Here is an 18203-nt window from a genome sequence, read left to right as displayed (position 1 = left end):
AGATGTGTATAAGAGACAGAGCCAGCTATTGGTGCGTAAATTCGCCTTGTTTTCCCTAAATCTTGCTGGCTAGACAAGGAAAAAACTAAGTTGTGCTTTAGCAACAATGAGTTGGAACATTCCTTATCCAAACCTCAGGTTAATTAAGCAAATTGGTATTACTTTAATATTGCGTTAGCACCTTTCCATCTACGTAATGTCTCATCACTATGAGCCGTCGGCGATCACCCTTATCTCACGTTGTCTGTTCATAGAGTTATGCGATGTAGCTCCTCGTGATGGGAGTCTATTTAAAGTGGCCAATGGTGTATTCCCTAGTGCGATTTCTACCTCAAAGTGATATGCATTGGGATTTTCTGGTGCATAGTTTTGTTTAGAGAAGAAAAAGCAAGGATCACCACTCCCCCCCCATCGGACACCTTTTTTCAAAATATATGAAGCGCCAGGAATATTCTGCCACTGCCGGCCGGGTTGTTTGTATTGATAGCGCTGACGGATATCAATGGTTCTTCCCATGGTTAGCGGGCGTCTCACAATATAATCAGGATTGAATGTTGAGTGATCGTCAGTTACGGAGGCGCTTTGAGAACCATTTTGAGGCATAAAAAAACTTTGTGGTACTCTGCTTAATAGTTGGTTAAAAGGTGGATCATAAGCCCTAGCGGTAGGGTACCAGACATGCTCTCTAGTTAGGCAGTGTGTAAAGGTGTTAACATCACCATTAGTGCTGTCAAATGTGAATTGATGCTTAAAAATATACCTAGCATTATCAATCCTTATCATGCCATGGGTGGGATCTCGAAATTGATACCATTGCAACTCAAAACCATGAAAAGCCATGTTGTAATTCGTTGGACGGGCAAAGCTATCGATATTTAATGCGTTGCCTAAATACACTAATGCAGTTTGATATTTTAGAAGTTTATCAACTGGCAGGCCGTGGATCTCGCCCTCTATATTTTCGGCCGTCCGATTATTGATATTTCGATTATTGGGGCTGTTTTGCGCATTACCACCTAGCAATAGAATAATATTGTTCAGCGAGGAAGCATTCTGGCGAAAGCCATCATTGGCAGTTCCAATGTGGTTCATAAAGTTACGCATAGAGACGACTGGCATAGCAAACTTTCCGTATTATGTTGCGACTAATTCTTGTGTTATTTTACTTTTAATTAAAATATAGTTTACTTGAGTAGAAAGCCAGAAAATATTTACATTGAAAATATATTGAAAGTGTACCTTAAGTAAAAGCCCAGACTAGTAGATGCTTAATTGGAGCTAGTTACTCCGAGTTTTATTTGTTCAAAGGTAAAATGACGGTGAATTGGCTGCCTTCATTGAGTGCGCTTGCTACACTGATCCGTCCTTTGAGTAATTTGATAAGCTCACTGGTAATCGCAAGACCAAGACCCGCATTAAATTTACGATTACTATTACTATTTTTAGCTTGAAAGCTTGCATCAAAAATATGTTGTAGGTCCAGCTCACTGATCCCAATACCTGTATCATTTACCTTAATATGTGCATAACCCTCATACTCTTCTAGTACCAAACTAATTACTCCGCTAGCTTCTGTGTGTCTAATTGCATTATCTATTAAGTTTGACAACACTCTATCTAATTTCCCTATGTCACTGGTAATCACCAATGTACTTTGAGGTGGGGATATGGCTATCTGTAACTGGTTGGCTTCAGCTTTCAACTTGAACTTAGCTGCAACGTCATACATAAGTTCAAGTAGATTAAAGGGCTCAATATGAAGTTTGGTATGTCCAGCTTCTAGATGGGCGAGTTCAAAAATTTGCGCAATAAGATGATTGAGCTGATTTATATTTTTGCTGGCAATTTCGATGTGCGAAACGATATTTTTGTCACTCGTTTGTTTTTCTATCAGTTCAATGTAACCTTTAAGCGAGGCAAGTGGTGTGCGGAGATCGTGGCTTAGCTGTGAAAGTAGTTCTTTACGTTGTTCATCTTTGAGGTTAAGTGTGGTTAATTGCTGCTGAATTTTATCCAGCATAGCATTGACGCTGCGACCCAGCCGATGGATCTCATCATGTTCTTCGGGCCAATTTATTTGGGCATCACGACTAATATTAAAATGGTTTTGGCTGACTTGATCTATATATTGAGTCAGTCTGGACACGGGCTTAGTGATTTTATTAAGCAGTAGTAGGACGACAACCAGCAAAAAGAACAAAGTGCCTAATAACCAACTTACCCCAAGCATTACCTTGTCTGAATTTTTTAGTTGCTCAATAATGCTATCGTATTTTGACGAGCCGATGATGATATATAGATAACCCTGCAAAAGATCTTGATTAAATACAGGAGCTACAGAGAAAATTTTACTGCCGTTAACACTCCTCGGATCGTCACCAAATACAGGTAGTTGGCTATCGCTCTTTAGGAGTTTTTTTAACGGGGTAACATTAATTTGCTGACGTTTAACCTCTCCAGAGGCTGCAGAGTAAGTTAATAGCTCACCTTCAGGGGAGACAAAGTAAAACTCGAATGAAGGGCCTAAGATCATCAAGGTGTGAAATAGATTACTCAAACCGTCATAGTCGTACACTCCCTCTTTTATCAGGGGGTTATCGTCAACAAGATGGGTCGCAAGTGCGAGGTGTAATTGTTGTTCTGCTTGAGATTTAGAGACTTGAGATAGCGCTTGAGTCCACCACACAAAAATCGCTGCTATGACAACGAAAGTGACAAATAAGGTTAGTGCGAGTTTTTTGTAGAGTGAGAGCTTCATACGCTTTGCCCGTTAAGAGAGGCTGAATTTAATTTGTAACCAACGCCCCATACTGTTTCTATCACCGTATTATTTGAAATAGCTTCAAGCTTTGCCCTCAGACGATTAATATGGGAGTTAACGGTATGCTCGTATCCTGAGTGTTGGTAGCCCCATACTGATTCTAATAACTGGGTTCGAGAAAACACGTGATTTGGGTGTTTAGCAAAAAATTGCAGCAGCTCAAATTCGGTTGCGGTAAGGTCCAATCTAACATTAGCCAACGAAATTTCATGACAACAGGCATCGATAACTAGGCTCCCAACTGCAATTTTATCGTTTGGGAAGTCCGCATTTTCGGTCTGCATTGGTTGCTTAAGTTGCCTGACATGGCGTAGCTGCGCTTTCACCCTTGCTTGCAATTCTCTCGTATTGAAAGGCTTGCATATATAGTCGTCCGCACCAACTTCTAGTCCAATGATCCTATCTATATCGCTACTTTTTGACGTGACGATGATGACACTACTCATAGGGTAAAGCGTCTTAAGCTCTCGACAAAGGGTTAGTCCATCCATATTAGGTAGCATTAAATCCAGTAAAATCACGGCAAAATCGTTCGTTTTAGCAGTCGACAATACTTGGCTGCCGTCGGCAATATGCGTTACCTCTAAAGCTAACTCCTCTAAATGCACTTGGAGTAATTTCGCTATGTCTAAGTCATCTTCAACTAGCAACACGTTTTCTAACATAAATAGCCCTTTATGAAAGCGCAAACGCCTAAGGCAGACGTTTGCGCATAGGCTATTTAACTCTCTCGATAGTGACTGCAAGCAGTGGGTTATCAAATTTATGGATACTAGTGAGCGTTGAATTTTGGAGTCCATCATCACTACCAACTACACCACTGTGCATCGTCACCATGTTGTGATTATCGTTGCGCTCTGCGTTAAAGCCCTCACCGCTATCTGCTGGGCCTGGTATGGTTCCCGCGGCTTCGCTATTCAGCTCAGTGCCAGCGTCGTAGGCAAGTGTTCGGTACATTTGCATCTCGCCTACGGGCAGCGCAGAGACGTCTATAGCATTTAGACCGGAGAATCCATCATTGGTATTCACCATCATGGTTAATAGCGATAATTTAAGCTCAGAAAGGTCAGTAGTTTTGATGGAAAGGTTGGTTGTCGCACCGGGGCCTAAAGATCCATCAGTTGAGACGGATGCTTGTGTCATCTCTTCGGCTATGATGTCGCTGTTATTTCCGCCCTCTGCAAGTTGCTCCAATGCTTCACTTGCTGGCATGCCAACAGTAAAGTAATGACCAGACTGGTGAAGCAGCGCTGCAATTGGTGACATTGGCTGTGCATGTGTAAGGTTGGTGATGGTGATGGCAAACTCATACTCAACCGGCTCTGGCTCGACCGGAGGCTCTGGCATCACCATATTATTGTCATTGTCTCCACATGCACTGAGCAGGAGCGCAGACATGGCAATTAATGCTAATTTCGCTTTCATAGCTCCCCCTTATTTTACGGTTACTGTTACTTTAGCGACGGGATTTAACCAACGGTGCACGGTGTTATGCAGATCGCTATTACCTCCGACTTGCTCGCCGTCACCTACGTTGCCTCTGTGAATATGGACCATGGTGTTTTCTTCACTTGCTGTGACGCCAGCACCTTGAGTTCCAGGAGCTGCACCTGGCGATGCTGGGATCCCTAATATACCGGGTGCACCAGAGCCTTCGACAACCAGTTCATTATTCGCTTCAGTACCCGCATCATAGGCATTAAGGTAAACTTCATAGGTGCCGGCAGCGCTTGGAATAGGCCACGCATTTAATCCTACAAATCCATCATTGGTAGGAAGTAGCATTGCCACAATTGAAAGGTGCGTATTTCCCTCACTGGTTGATATCATCGCCATTGTAGAACCTGCGGGTGCAAGTAGACCCTCAGCTGGGTTGGCGACCATATTGGCGTTTGAGCTTTCGAGGATTTGTCCTAAAGCTGAAATGTCACCGCCTTCGGCCATGGCTTGCAATGCTTCAGAAGCTTGCTCACCGAGTTTGAAAAGAGCGGTATCTTGATTATGAGCAGTCACCAGCAAAGGCGTATAGTAAATACCGTGAGTGAGGTTAGTGATTTTTACTTCAAGGTCTTGTGCCAGCGCAGCGCTTGATAAACACGTAGCGACTAATGTTGTCAGGATTTTTGCTTTCATGATGTTACTCTTCTTATTAGGATTAACAGTCTCCTTATCATGGCTGCAAGATATTGAGATAGGCTCACGGAGTTATCACGTTTTTATCACAAAAGCGTAGAATACTTATCACAGGGCTCAGATCAGCGGAGCTTAGGGTAACTTGAAGTACGCCGGAACGGTTTTAGTCGGTCGAGAACTATCAATTCGTTCTGCAAGGTAGGGATAATGAGGAGTAAAAAACTCCTCATTACTAGAGAGGCGGGTTAGGGCTTATCGAAATAACTGAGGTTGACGCCAAGCACACTATTGGCATCAGCAAGCGTGACTTTGTCTTTAGTGTTTGGCGAAAAGTTAGGATCGATATATTCCATAATCATTTCATTAGCAATTTTTCTATAGGCGATTTGTATTGCTTCTGACGAGCTACAGCCTTGGTCTGTTTCAAAGACCTCACTTAGCGGCGCTAAACCAAACCCTTTTTGTAGCGCTAAATCTGTCGAACGTAACGCGCCTTCTACCCAGCCCTGATAATCAGAGTAAGCTTCACCGCAGGTAAATAGATTTGGCAACGGCTCCACTAAATCTTCGATGACGTCTTTATCATTCGCACCAATTGCCCATTGATGTACACCAAAACCAAATTGAAGATTTTCAGGGACATTGAAATTCACATTCCCTTCCCAAATTCGAGCGCTAGTGAGGGTGGGCTGTGGGACATTGTGCGTATTAAAAATGTCTTTAAAGAATTGTGTCGCTTGTCGTACAACCGCTTCCGAGGCTGGAAAAATATCACTGGGAATAGATTCAACGAGTTCCGACTCACGAGGGTGATGATAAAGCTCACCTTTGTTTTGCAGTGCACTCCAAAAATTAATATTTAAATAATCACAGTAAATAGTCAATGCAGCTGGGCGACTGTATTTAGCGGCTTCTATCCCTTCGAGTTTGTGTTGGGTTTCAGAATTAGGCTCTGCATGACGCTCGTTATACATAAGCGCGGCTGCGAGTTCATCATCTAAAGCATAAAAGGGATAAACAGAACCCGTTGGTAAATCGGCAAAGTTAGGTCCAAAGCTGACAGCTGGACGGCCTGTCATGCCGGTTCCCCACCATGCAGTGTCGTAGTATAAATTAATCTTCAGGAGCGGTTGGTTGCTTGTGCTTTGCAATGTATCCCATAACGCATCGCGCCGCTGCTTTGGTAGTTGTTTGAATACATCTGACGCTATGAACAACTTTTCAAGCGCGAGCCTTGGTAGCCCTAAAATAAGCTTTTCGGCTTTAAATGTTCCTTCGCTTATCTGTCCGTCTTGCTCGGTTTTGGTGTACTTAAGTACATATAGATTGTCTGCTTTATCAAAGGCGATGCTATCGATGCTCGTTTGCAGGTAAATCTTCTCTTTACCTATTTTATCCACCAGCGCGTTTGGCAGGGTGCTAAAGCCGTCTTTAAAAGTTCTAAATTCGACATCTGCAGGAAAGTCTTCCAAAAGCTGATAGGCAACCCCCGCATTCATTTTCGATAAGAAGGTGCCATTAAAGCCCAAAACACGATACAGCATGGTGATACACTCTTGGCTATAACCCATATCAGTGAGTAAATCCCACAAAGACCAATTATATAGCGGTTCACCTTGCCATTGACATTGCAAACGGAAATCTTGCCAAAACTCTGGACCGCGAACCTCTGGCCTTGAATCAAACTGTGGATTCACTTGCAAGATACGATTAAAAACAACATTAATAATGTCTTTGGGGTTAACACCTTGCTCGTTTGGGTCGAGGTTATAAAGTGCTGACCAAATATGATAGTCGTCTTGTTCGGCATCGTTTACCGAAAAGCTGGTACCGCGAAAGTAGAGCCGGTTATTTCCGCCGCTATTCATTGGGAACGGAACTATCTGATCTTCTAGGCCCAATTTAAGAAATAGGGCCATTAGGTCATCCATACCCTCAAATAGAAACCGCATACCACCTTGTTCTTCTTTGACTGTAATGGTGCTGTCAGGCTTTGCTCCGGCACGGTTATCTCTGAAATGGATAAGATCTGAGTCTAATCTTCCACCTGTGCGGTTGCTGCGCTCAAAAATGGCGAAGTCATCAACGTCTGTTTCGCACTGTAATCGCCAAGCGCTATACAAACCAGACATACCAGCCCCTATCACTGCGACTTTCACCGCGTCTGGAATGGGTTTTTGACTAATATCTGTACCTATTTTGTAGTGAGTCATGTGAGTTCCTTAGCCGACTATGTCTCACACTTTGAGGCTGACTGCTTTTATACCAATTGGTATTACTTCCTAGCTCGCTAAGTGATCTATAACGTATCTATGCACTCCAACCTGTTGAGTGCACTTTCCAAAAATTTGTTGCAACAAGCCAAGTATTGCTTTCTCAACCTGATGCAAAACCCAGATACTACTTTAGTACACTAGTTAAGTTTGTGTTAATTTTTGCGGCAGGTTTTGCCAAGTGTTTGTCTAAAAAGTACGAATGGCATGAATTTAATAAGCTTTTATTCTTGGCTGAACACTAATTTGAGAGATGGAAGATATTTGTTCCATACCGACTAAGTTATTTAGTGTTCAATGAGTTTAGCCAACAATGATATGGGGTAAGAAACGGCTAAGATCTTGGGTGATCAGGCTTTTATCTTCACGAACACCAATTCCAACTGCTTTATCACCGACAATCCATGAGCCGATGAGTGTATTGAAGCCTGCAAATTTGGGTAAAGGTGAGTAAGCTTGATAAATATAACCTTCTTCGCCATATCCACCAGCAGACTGTGCAAGTAGTTGTTGATCTTTTCGGATCTCAATATTCGCGCCTTCGCGAGAAAATAACGGCTTCTTCACATAGCCGGACTCGCTGCTTGCAATTTTATGCTTGTCCTGTTCAAAGTATGCTGGTAACAGATTTGGGTGATTGGGAAAGGTTTGCCATAGCAAAGGTAAGATTGCTTTATTAGATAAAATCGCTTTCCAAGCAGGCTCTAGCCATTGCACTTTTGCTTCCGATAATTGTTCACTATATTCATCTTGAAACATAAATTCCCACGGGTATAGCTTAAACATCCATTGAATTTTTGAATCATCAAGGTCGACAAAGTGTTGGTTATCAAATCCGATATCTTCGATAAAAACTTGTTTCGTTTTGAGTCCAGCTTCCATCGCGCAGCTGCGCATATATTGAATGGTGCCCAAGTCCTCAATGCCTTCTTTGCAGCAAGAAAAGTGTAGGGGAGCACCACGGTGGAATTTATGCAGTTGATAAAAGCGCTCTATCAGCGCTTCTTGAAGGCCATTAAATTGATCCGCATTACGCGGTAACTTACCGGCTTTTACCTGTTCTTCAAGCCATAGCCACTGCCAGTAACCCGTTTCGAATAAGCTGGTGGGCGTGTCGTAATTGGCCTCCAGCAGCTTAGCTGGTGACTTACCATCGTAACTAAAATCAAAGCGACCATATAGTGCTTGGTCTCGACGACGCCATGAGCGAGTCACTAATTCCCATTGAGACTCAGGAATAGCAAACTGTTGCAGAAGTGACTCGTCATTACACACTAAATCGACAAGGTGTAAGAGCATTTGGTGGAGTTCATCACTTGGGTCTTCCAAGTCTTGCTCAATTTGTTTTAACGTAAATTGATAATATGCACTTTCGTCCCAATACTTTTCACCATACATAGTATGAAATTCAAAGCCGTGGGCTTTTGCTTGTTCACGCCAGTGTGGGCGTTCATCAATAGAAATTCTTAACATGAGTGTAAAATCGATCCGTCTAATACCAATTGCATAGATACTTGGTAAATTACAGAATATGTAATAAAAAGCCGAGTGAACCTCGGCTTACCTTTTATCAAGAGAAGGTTGGCTTAACTGCCCCAACTGCCACCACTACTACGAGAAGCTGTGCGACCAAATCCACCACGACTGCGTGATACTGAGCTGGCGCGCGGTTTGTAATTTATAGTTGAGCTTTTAACCGATGTTGTACCCGATGATTTTGCAGATGCGACAAACCCGTTTTGCGCATTTCGGTAGCTAAAAAAGTCATCACGAGAGCGATACAGTGGCTTTGCGCCCGAATAATAAATGCCGCTTAAGTAAGCCGCTTTCTTCTTTTTGCGCTTTTTCATCATGTCTAGGCCTTCGTCTACTGCTTCTGCAAGTGCAGCAACCATAAAGCCTGCCATAATTGGACGCCAGATCCCACCACTCGAATTTTCACAGCGATCAAAGCCAAAGTCGCTTTCGCACAACTGCTCAGAGGCATATTTGGGCGCTTCTTGGCGATGGCTATCGAGTGCTTGTTGGTATTGAAACTGGCATGCTTCTTCTTCAATACCGAATGATGTGCATTCATCAATGTCTTTAAAAAGTAACGCTGATTCGTCGCTATCACCACACGCAGTCAACCCTCCTGTGGCGCCCATTAATAAAGTCAATTTGATTGTTCTACTCCTTTTCATCTTGACTCCTTAATAGGTCATGCAAGCGGCATTCAAAATTCCGGTCGCAAGCGAGGCACCACCTAAAAACAAACCTGCACTGATGTGATTATTTTCGATTTTCTCAGATAGCTTTGGCATATACAGCCTTACCATGAAGAAGGTAGTTAACTGCATGACTCCCGCAATAACACCCCAAACGGCAAAATCAATAAGAGATACTGCATTGACTGCGGCACTGGCGATAGGCAAAACAAAACCAATTAAGGTACCGCTAAACGCAGTTGCAGCAGCAGGGTTGTTTTCTTTAACTAGTTTCCACTCACAATAAGGGGTAACTTTGGAGTAAATAAATAAAAAGACTAAGGTAAGTAAGTAGGCAAGACCGAAGTAGGTAATAAAAGGGACAAATCCTTGTAAAGAATCCAAAATCATAATTCTCTCTTTGTTATAGCATCGAATTTGAAATCCGATAGATATTAATCATCATCGTAGGTGAGCTGCTCCAGCTCGCGATGTAGTATATCATCATCTCCAAGGTTAAGTTCAATAAGGCGCTTTAAATGCGTCACACTATCGAGATCGATTTGGCGGCAATGTACACCTAGATGACCTTCTTCAACATGACGAACTTCTACCTCCATCGTAATTTGGATATCACTCCCTGGTAGGTAAAAGTTTAAACTTGCTGGGTCGTTTTTGAGTGGCACATAGCCATCGGGCAGGGTGAGTAACGCGCCATTGAGCGATAAATCCAAGATTTCGCAGCTAAAATCACCGCTTGAGGCCATAAACTGAGCCTCGTTTGAAAAAATAACTCTGGAAAAACGTCGACGTTCTTTCATTACTGATCCTAATAGTCCGTATAGGTAAAGAATAGCTTATATCATTGTGCTCGCTACTAAAAAATGACAATAAATTACGCTGGTTGGATAGGATTGCTGCTGCAGTTTGATTTGCTACGTACCTCCATAGTGCGGCATGAATAAAGAAAAGCAGGTATTAAAAATAATAAAGGCTCCTAACGAGGAGCCTCAGATTATCTATCGTCGATAGACTAATGTTTTAATTATTAGCCAATCTTCTTGTATTTGATACGTTTAGGCTCTGCGGCCTCAGCACCAAAGGTCTTCTTCAGCCACTCTTCGTATTCAGTGTAGTTGCCGTCAAAGAAATTGATTTGGCCTTCATCACGGTAATCTAGAATGTGGGTCGCGATGCGGTCTAGGAACCAACGGTCGTGCGAGATACACATAACGCAGCCCGGGAATTCCAAAATCGCATTTTCTAGCGCTCGTAACGTTTCAACGTCGAGATCGTTGGTTGGTTCATCCAGCAACAGTACGTTACCGCCTGCTTTTAGTAGCTTTGCTAAGTGCAGACGATTGCGCTCACCACCAGAAAGCTCTTTTACAAACTTTTGTTGGTCATTGCCCTTAAAGTTAAAGCGGCCAACATATGCGCGGCTTGGTACTTCAAAGTTACCAATTTTAAGAATGTCTTGGCCGTTAGAGATCTCTTGGAATACGGTGTTATTACCGTCCATGTCATCACGGAACTGTTCAACAGTGGCGATTTCAACCGTTTCACCTATAGTGATGTTACCACTATCTGGCTGCTCTTGACCGCTAAGCATTCTAAACAGCGTTGACTTACCCGCGCCGTTTGCACCGATGATCCCAACAATTGCACCTTTAGGTACGTTGAAGTTCAAATCGTCAATCAACAATCTGTCACCGAAGCTCTTACGTAAGTTGCTCACTTCAATCACTTGGTCGCCTAAGCGAGGACCAGGTGGAATGAATAGCTCGTTGGTTTCGTTACGCTTTTGATAGTCGTTTTGCTGAAGCTCGGTAAACTGCGCCATACGTGCTTTAGACTTAGCTTGGCGACCTTTCGGATTTGAGCGTACCCATTCAAGTTCTTTTTCAATCGACTTCTGACGTGCTTTCTCTGATTTTTCTTCTTGCTTCAAGCGTGCATCTTTTTGCTCAAGCCATGAAGAATAGTTACCTTCCCACGGAATACCGTGGCCACGGTCAAGCTCTAAAATCCAGCCTGCTACATTATCTAGGAAGTAGCGGTCGTGGGTGATCGCGACCACTGTGCCCTCGTAGTCATGGAGGAAGCGCTCCAACCACGCAACCGACTCGGCATCTAAGTGGTTAGTCGGTTCGTCAAGAAGCAGCATATCTGGCTTTTCAAGTAACAGTCGGCAGATAGCAACACGGCGTCTTTCACCACCTGATAGGTGCTCAATTTTCGCATCCCATTCTGGTAAACGAAGCGCATCGGCAGCGCGCTCAAGCGCATTATCTAGGTTGTGACCGTCATGTGCTTGGATGATAGCTTCTAATTCGCCTTGCTCTTTAGCTAGCGCATCAAAATCAGCGTCTTCCATTGCGTACTCTGCGTACACTTCGTCTAATCGATTCAGGGCGCGCTTAACTTCGCCAACTGCTTCTTCAATCGTTTCACGAACGGTTTTGCTTTCATCTAGTACAGGTTCCTGCGGTAGGTAACCAATCTTAGTACCAGGTTGCGGACGTGCCTCGCCCTCGAATTCATTATCCACACCCGCCATAATGCGAAGTAAGGTCGATTTACCTGCACCATTAAGACCTAAAACACCAATTTTAGCGCCCGGGAAAAAGCATAAAGAAATGTCTTTCAGAATAGTGCGCTTAGGTGGCACAACTTTGCTCACCCGCGACATGGTATAAATATATTGAGCCATGAGTTTCCAATCTCTTTTTTAATTTAGATGTATTTTAGAGAAAGCCTTCCAGTGCTGCAATGTTGATAGTTCAGAACGAGGAAAAAACAATATTTAGGTTAGTGATAGTTAACTATTGTAATTTTTTATTTACCTTTTAATAAGTTAAATAATCAGCCTGTTTATTTATCCAGTTGTTAATTGTAAGCATATCATTCATAGGTCATTTTTGACCTGTTTCCAATCCGAGAAATCGCTATTATATCACTACGCTGAAGAAAGTTATCAGATGAACATGTTAACGGGCGTGGTGGGTTTTTACCGGAACTAAAAACTCGATGGCAAGGATGAACGGCTACGTTGTTTTCGCTTTTCAGCGATCCCCATTCAGCTAAGCAGAACAAATTTTCACTAGTCGTGTTTATTTTTTGAGGTAAGGAGAACAATGACACTTATAAACACAACCACATCCAGACTGGTGGGTCAAAGCAAACCAGCTCCAACAGGAGCCGAAATTCTTCGTGTTGCGCGAAAGCTCAGAGGTTACACGCAAGCTGAATCAGCCGCTCATTATGGTATTGAGGAGCGTACGTTAAGACGATGGGAAAATAGGGAATATAGCCCACGCTGGAATGATGTTATTGGCCTAGTTGAAGATGTGTACTTACTCGATATTTTAGAAGTGATAGGAAAAATCCATGACCAACAAGCAAGTGACAATTAAACAGGTACGTACTGCCCTTAAGCGCTGGGGTAAGTTTTGGTGTAGTAAAGAGCTAGGTAAGGGCTTTAGCCGTCAAGCTGCAACTGAAGCTATTGGCAGTTCATCAAGCCAATACGTGAGTGCAGAGCAGATGCATGTGCCAGATGAAATTGCTCAACTTACCGCATCAATTGAGTTACTTAGACCAGAATGTAAGCGTGCAATCCGAGCTAAATACATGATGCATAACAAGGTGGTCGATGCAGCAAAAACATTGGGTTTTGACAGCAAGCGTTCAATGGAGTTTTGGTTATTGAAAGCTGAGCAAAGCTTGATGGTTAATATGTCGACACATTAGCAACAATAAAGGGGAATTGTATGTCCGTAATGAATACAGTAGAGCAACTCAAAAAACATGAGGGGTTTCGCCAATTTCCTTACCTTTGTACCGCGGGAAAGCTGACTATTGGCTATGGTCGAAATCTCGATGATAAGGGGATTGATGAAGAAGAAGCAGAATCACTACTTGCGAGCGATGTAGAAAATGCCAAAGCGGCGGTGGCGCGCAGGATTGCAACCCAACACTGCAACGATGCACGGATGGCGGTGCTGGTAAATATGGCATTTAACTTAGGGATCACAGGGTTACTTAACTTTAGTCGAATGTTACAAGCGGTCGAAAAAGGTGATTTTGATACCGCCGCGCTAGAAATGTTAGATAGCCGCTGGGCAAGACAAGTGCCCAATCGCGCGCAAGAGCTTGCTCAACAGATGATCTCTGGGGAATGGCAATCATGAGTCTATTAGGTAGCCTATTTTCTGCTAAAACAGTGGCACCGATAGAAGCAATTGGCAATATTCTTGATGAATTGTTTACCAGTGAAGAAGAAGTACTTAAGCAAGAGCATTTAAAGGCGAGACTGATAGCAAAGCATGCATTAGTACAAGCGCAGATCAATCAAGTTCAAGCAGCGCATCGCAGTGTGTTTGTTGCGGGGGCGAGGCCTTTTTTGATGTGGGTGTGTGGTCTAGGCTTTTTGTTTTCGTTCGTGATTAATCCAATTCTACAGTGGTTAATGCCTGAACATGGTACGCCTGAGTTGCCGCTTGATGTGATGCTAGAGCTTACGCTTGCCATGTTAGGGCTTGCAGGGCTTAGAACCGTTGAGAAAGTAAAAGGGGTCAGCAAGTGAATCATCCTGAACAATGGCAAATGAAAAAGGAGTTTAATTTGGCCCACATTCTCACCACCATTGCGCTGTTGGTGTCTGGTGTTATTTACCTTGGCGACTTAGATAAAAGGATCACCACAAACTCCCAAGAGCTTGACCACCTCAAGCAAATTCGCCAAGAAGACCAAAAGCGCATCGAAAAGCGCTTAGATTCTATAGATAAAAAATTAGATACGTTGCTCGGTGCCCGCAGAGTGGGTCCGTAGCGCCGCTATTATCGGCCGTATTGGCTTTCTTTATCCAACCCCATTTAAAAGGAGAGTAGCATGAATAATGCTATCGATTTGACGCGCCTATCTGCACCTGATGTGTTGGAGACAGTCAGCTATGAAGCTATTTATCAGGAATTAGAAGCGCAATTGCAACAGCAGTTTCCAGATTATCCATTTCTTCCCTCAGATCCAGCAATAAAGCTGATGGAGCTTTTTGCCTATCGTGAGGTATTGCTGAGGCAGCGTGTAAATGACGCCGCACAATCTGTGATGGTGGCATATGCTACGGGCAGTGACTTGGATCATTTGGGTGTTTTGTTCGGTGTGGCGAGAGAAGAAGCGGAATCGGATGAACGCTATCGTTTGCGGATCCCACTTTCTCTTGAAAGTCACTCAATGGGGGGCACATCTGGTGCTTATCAGTACCACGCGTTTACCGCTTCTGCAAAAGTGAAAGACGTATTTGTTGAATCAACATTGCCGGGCATTGTTGAAGTCCATGTGTTACCAGTTGCGGATGTGGTGACTTTGGAAGATAAAGAAGCACTGAGAACAGAGGTGTTACGTTATCTCAACGACGAAGATGTTAGACCGCTTACGGACCTTGTACGCGTGCATTTGGTGGAGCCAACGGCCTACACGATTGAAGCCGATATTTACTTTAATGCAGGTATTAATACGGAGCAGGTTAAAGTGTCCATCCATCGTGCAATTGAAAACTTTATTCAATCGCATTACTTGCTCGGGAAAGAAGTACCCAGTTCGGGACTTATTGATGCCTTGCATCAAGGAGGAGTAAGAAAAGTGAAGCTTCGCTCGATGCATGACGACCTCTCACCAAGTGCTAAAAATGCAGCTTACTGTCGCGATGTGCAATTACATTTTCCAACGGAGTAAGGTGAGCTATGACAAGTTATCATAAATTACTGCCACCTGGCACATCAAAGCTGGTTCGCACCATTGCTGAGCAAGTTGAAGACTTACCGAGTAAGCTTGAGGTAACACCAACTATACCAGAATATGTGGGCAAGCAATGGCACCCAGAGACCTGCCCTGAGGATTTATTACCTTGGCTTGCATGGTCTTTATCAGTAGATGAGTGGGATGAAAGCTGGCCGGTAGATACTAAACGGGCATTTATCGCCAATTCGGTCAAAGTGCATAAGCACAAAGGTACCGTTGGCTCAGTAAAGCGAGCATTGGCAGCGCTAGGGGTAAGCGTTGAGTTTTTTGAATGGTTTCAAGAAATTGATGATATAGCACTGGCGCCTTATCAATCAAAGCAGCCGCATACCTTTATGTTTATCGCGTGGGCGAATGAAATTCCGTATACCAGTGACGCTGTGATCTTAAGTCCAGAGCTTTACCAAGCCGTTAAAGATGTTACCGATAGTACTAAACCAAAACGTGCCCATTTCGACTTTTTAGTCGGTGCCAAAATGAGCCTAACACTGCAAACAGCCTCTATTGCCAGTGGCTTGCAAGTTGCGAGAAAGTCAGCGCAAACTGAGGCCGTAAAAGCACCCGGAGCCACCGTAGCAGCGGCATTTGCATTGGCAAGCAATAAACAAATCGCAGCAACTGGCCGGTATATGAAAAGCCAGCATGTGAATGCGTATTTACAAAGCTCTGCGCGAGTAGGGCTTCACTTAAATAACCGTCGTCATGTGGTTAGCCGAATTTATTTAACCAATGAGCAAAGATTGCCTGCCGCCAAGTTTGACTTTACGACGGAACTTGCGAGCACTTTGCACTTTACTAATCGTCGTTTTCAAGTGGCTAGATTCTACTGCCACACTTATACCAATTTGTCTTAATACGTGCTCAATTTGAAGGAGTAAACCTGACGCTAACGGCGTTAAAAATTTCTCATTTAGAACAACTAAATAGCAAAATTTTCGCCTTGCCTACATGGATGTAGGTACCTTAGCGATAGCAGGACGCGGTAGCGGAGTTATCGACAAGATTTTCTCGCCTCAAAATAGCTCACTTAATTAAGCAAATTGGTATTAATCATCGCAGCAATTTAGCCTACAACCGCTATTGGAATAGCGAATAAACACTTCAAATGATGTCATCAGCGTTTACCCAGCGGTAGTACCTATTGGTATAAAACCCATTGCTGTCATTTCATATCAATGTGCTTAATAAACCAACTTATTAAATGAGTTGTGTATTGATGCGGGTTGATATCACTCAACAAAAGGAGACAGGTGCTGTGAGCACGATTTTACGGCCGACCATCACCACCGCGGGTTTGGAAGCAGTATTTAACGCCCAAAAAAATGGCTTTCAAGCGAAGATCAGCAAGGTAGGGCTTGGTACTGGCAATTATACGCCAGATCAAGGCCGCCGCCAGCTACAACAAGAAGTCCACCGCATTATGGTGGCAAGTGGCGAAGATAAGGGGAATGCCCAAATCCATATGAGTGTGATTGATGATACCGATCACAACTTTTGGGTCAATGAAGTGGGCTTTTATATCGAAAGCGAAGCAAATGGCCAAACACAAGAGGTGCTATTTGCGGTGTATTCTTCACCAGATAGGCCAATTGCTTATAAGTCGGCGGAAGTCGATTTACTTCTTGCTTTTGATTTGGTGTTAACGGGCGTGCCTGCCGACGCCGTTACCATCGTCGATAACGGCGTTAATCTAAATATTCTTATCGCCCCTGAACTTGCCAAGCTAGGCGCCGCGCAAATTAACAATATGACTCGTCATCTTAAACAGAAGTTTGAGTTGATGGACAAAGGAATTTTATAGGAGCAACTCATGGCATTAGAACAAGATATTGCTAATCTCATTCAGTCTACCGATGCCTTAACGGCGGTGGTGGATAACAAGGCGCAGCAGCTGGATAACCAAATGGCTGCCTTTGACACGCATATTGCGAAAAAAGAGCAAGATGTCGACAAATTTATTCAAGAGGCGATGCCTGAAACACGCTATGTTCAGGATATTTTTATCGGTGGTTCAAAGGATTATTTTTATCCGGTGTGGTGGCGTTTTCCCAGCAACTCTGCAGGCGCGAGTAAGTTAACAGTAGCACGGCACTATTCTCGAAATAGTGACACTAGACCTCTAGATCCGAACCGACCTCACCAAGCAGCGCTTCTGCTAGAACTGGAAGGTAATGCCCAACCTTGGGATGGTGATGCTAACTTTATGCACATTAAGCGTTTTCATGAGCGTTATCATCCAACAGTCAGTCACCTTAGTTTCGCTGCGCACTGTAAATCTGAAAAAGTAGACGCAACACTAGATAGTTATGGTGGAGGCGCCGATGGAAGTGTGGGGCCGTGGTGCAGAGCATTTAGTGGTTTGTATCTAAGGGGCGGAGGCTTAAGCTATCGTATAATCAAAAACTGGACTGGTGATGTCAAATACCATGATGGTGCTGATATGAATAGAAGAAACATCTACGAAACAACCCGTGACACATGGTCTGTTCGCTGGTACGCAGAGCCAATTCCATTTGCCGAGCGTTTAGCACCAACACTAAGCTCAATCCCTTACGCAAACCATCCATATACACCACCAACAGCTTAAAGGAGTCACAATGGAAATTAAAACCTTAAAAATCGGTGATGATGAACTTATCAATGTGCCGGCAGATGAAAAAACATTGGCAGATTTGGGTGTCGCGAGTGCTGATATTCCGGGCATTTTAGCTGAGGCAAAGCAGGCTCAGCTTGCAGCGCAATGTATGTATGCTAGAAGTTTTGCTTACCAGAGCGAGTCAGATGGTCTTGCCTTCGATTATCTAGCGGCAATGGCCGAATTTGGTGAAGCGAGTGAAGCAGCACAAGCGGCAAAAACTGCGTGGCTGCAAGCGCGAAGCACCATTAAAAATCGTTATCCAAAACCGCAATAACACCAATCTACAACGACTTTAGGCTATTAAGCCCACCATTCGGTGGGCTTTTTTTGTGCCTGATTTACCGCTGGGA

21 protein-coding genes are annotated in these 18203 nt (G+C 43.6%); 10 read left to right on the top strand and 11 right to left on the bottom strand.

What is annotated here, in order from left to right; translation table 11 throughout:
• Positions 1 to 207: 207 nt before the first annotated feature.
• The 11 genes from BB427_RS08630 to ettA form a co-directional block, all read right to left on the bottom strand.
• Positions 208 to 1119, bottom strand: coding sequence for a hypothetical protein (locus BB427_RS08630; protein ID WP_069020320.1), 912 nt, complete (start codon positions 1117 to 1119; stop codon positions 208 to 210).
• 175 nt (positions 1120 to 1294) lie between these two features.
• Complete coding sequence (locus tag BB427_RS08625; protein WP_069020318.1) at positions 1295 to 2758, bottom strand: sensor histidine kinase; 1464 nt, start codon at positions 2756 to 2758, stop codon at positions 1295 to 1297.
• Positions 2755 to 3486 (bottom strand): response regulator transcription factor, encoded by a 732-nt coding sequence (locus tag BB427_RS08620; RefSeq protein ID WP_069020316.1) that lies wholly within the window; start codon positions 3484 to 3486, stop codon positions 2755 to 2757. Before BB427_RS08620 ends, BB427_RS08625 begins: the two co-directional genes overlap by 4 nt.
• A 52-nt stretch (positions 3487 to 3538) precedes the next feature.
• Positions 3539 to 4246, bottom strand: a complete 708-nt coding sequence (locus tag BB427_RS08615; RefSeq protein WP_069020313.1) for a spondin domain-containing protein — start codon at positions 4244 to 4246, stop codon at positions 3539 to 3541.
• Between the two features lie 9 nt (positions 4247 to 4255).
• Positions 4256 to 4954, bottom strand: a complete 699-nt coding sequence (locus tag BB427_RS08610; protein WP_069020312.1) for a spondin domain-containing protein — start codon at positions 4952 to 4954, stop codon at positions 4256 to 4258.
• 245 nt (positions 4955 to 5199) lie between these two features.
• Positions 5200 to 7167, bottom strand: a complete 1968-nt coding sequence (locus BB427_RS08605; RefSeq protein WP_069020311.1) for an FAD-dependent L-amino acid oxidase — start codon at positions 7165 to 7167, stop codon at positions 5200 to 5202.
• A gap of 363 nt (positions 7168 to 7530) precedes the next feature.
• Positions 7531 to 8700 carry a glutathionylspermidine synthase family protein gene (locus tag BB427_RS08600; protein WP_069020310.1) on the bottom strand — a complete coding sequence of 390 codons (1170 nt, stop codon included), beginning with the start codon at positions 8698 to 8700 and terminating at the stop codon, positions 7531 to 7533.
• Positions 8701 to 8813: 113 nt separating this feature from the next.
• Positions 8814 to 9410, bottom strand: coding sequence for a DUF1190 domain-containing protein (locus tag BB427_RS08595; RefSeq protein ID WP_069020308.1), 597 nt, complete (start codon positions 9408 to 9410; stop codon positions 8814 to 8816).
• Between the two features lie 9 nt (positions 9411 to 9419).
• On the bottom strand, positions 9420 to 9824 hold the full coding sequence (locus BB427_RS08590; protein WP_069020306.1) for a DUF350 domain-containing protein: 405 nt from the start codon (positions 9822 to 9824) through the stop codon (positions 9420 to 9422).
• 44 nt (positions 9825 to 9868) lie between these two features.
• Positions 9869 to 10234, bottom strand: coding sequence for a PilZ domain-containing protein (locus tag BB427_RS08585; protein WP_010378318.1), 366 nt, complete (start codon positions 10232 to 10234; stop codon positions 9869 to 9871).
• A 227-nt stretch (positions 10235 to 10461) separates the two neighbouring features.
• Positions 10462 to 12126: an energy-dependent translational throttle protein EttA gene (gene ettA, locus BB427_RS08580; RefSeq protein WP_010604458.1), complete on the bottom strand. Its 1665-nt coding sequence runs from the start codon at positions 12124 to 12126 to the stop codon at positions 10462 to 10464.
• 424 nt (positions 12127 to 12550) lie between these two features.
• Between ettA and BB427_RS08575 the strand changes: the two genes are divergently transcribed.
• The 10 genes from BB427_RS08575 (at position 12551) to BB427_RS08530 (ending at position 18127) form a co-directional block, all read left to right on the top strand.
• Positions 12551 to 12829, top strand: coding sequence for a helix-turn-helix domain-containing protein (locus BB427_RS08575; protein WP_010378322.1), 279 nt, complete (start codon positions 12551 to 12553; stop codon positions 12827 to 12829).
• Positions 12804 to 13166, top strand: coding sequence for a hypothetical protein (locus BB427_RS08570; RefSeq protein WP_010378324.1), 363 nt, complete (start codon positions 12804 to 12806; stop codon positions 13164 to 13166). The genes BB427_RS08575 and BB427_RS08570 overlap by 26 nt, the downstream gene beginning before the upstream one ends.
• Before the next feature lie 20 nt (positions 13167 to 13186).
• Positions 13187 to 13606, top strand: coding sequence for a glycoside hydrolase family protein (locus BB427_RS08565; RefSeq protein ID WP_017218911.1), 420 nt, complete (start codon positions 13187 to 13189; stop codon positions 13604 to 13606).
• Positions 13594 to 14001: a 3TM-type holin gene (locus tag BB427_RS08560; protein WP_017218912.1), complete on the top strand. Its 408-nt coding sequence runs from the start codon at positions 13594 to 13596 to the stop codon at positions 13999 to 14001. Before BB427_RS08565 ends, BB427_RS08560 begins: the two co-directional genes overlap by 13 nt.
• On the top strand, positions 13998 to 14246 hold the full coding sequence (locus tag BB427_RS08555; protein WP_010378331.1) for a hypothetical protein: 249 nt from the start codon (positions 13998 to 14000) through the stop codon (positions 14244 to 14246). The genes BB427_RS08560 and BB427_RS08555 overlap by 4 nt, the downstream gene beginning before the upstream one ends.
• Before the next feature lie 60 nt (positions 14247 to 14306).
• Positions 14307 to 15149, top strand: coding sequence for a baseplate assembly protein (locus BB427_RS08550; protein ID WP_069020304.1), 843 nt, complete (start codon positions 14307 to 14309; stop codon positions 15147 to 15149).
• An 8-nt stretch (positions 15150 to 15157) separates the two neighbouring features.
• On the top strand, positions 15158 to 16069 hold the full coding sequence (locus BB427_RS08545; protein ID WP_069020302.1) for a phage tail protein I: 912 nt from the start codon (positions 15158 to 15160) through the stop codon (positions 16067 to 16069).
• Between the two features lie 401 nt (positions 16070 to 16470).
• Positions 16471 to 17016 carry a phage tail-collar fiber domain-containing protein gene (locus BB427_RS08540; protein ID WP_019647288.1) on the top strand — a complete coding sequence of 182 codons (546 nt, stop codon included), beginning with the start codon at positions 16471 to 16473 and terminating at the stop codon, positions 17014 to 17016.
• Positions 17017 to 17025: 9 nt separating this feature from the next.
• Positions 17026 to 17802, top strand: a complete 777-nt coding sequence (locus tag BB427_RS08535) for a phage tail protein (RefSeq protein ID WP_069020300.1) — start codon at positions 17026 to 17028, stop codon at positions 17800 to 17802.
• A gap of 10 nt (positions 17803 to 17812) precedes the next feature.
• Complete coding sequence (locus BB427_RS08530; RefSeq protein ID WP_069020297.1) at positions 17813 to 18127, top strand: hypothetical protein; 315 nt, start codon at positions 17813 to 17815, stop codon at positions 18125 to 18127.
• Positions 18128 to 18203 lie beyond the last annotated feature (76 nt).

Source organism: Pseudoalteromonas sp. BMB (genome assembly GCF_001709235.1).
GTDB lineage: Bacteria > Pseudomonadota > Gammaproteobacteria > Enterobacterales > Alteromonadaceae > Pseudoalteromonas > Pseudoalteromonas maricaloris.
The sequence above is the reverse complement of the archived record's forward strand: the minus strand, read 5'-3'. Positions and strand labels throughout refer to the sequence as shown.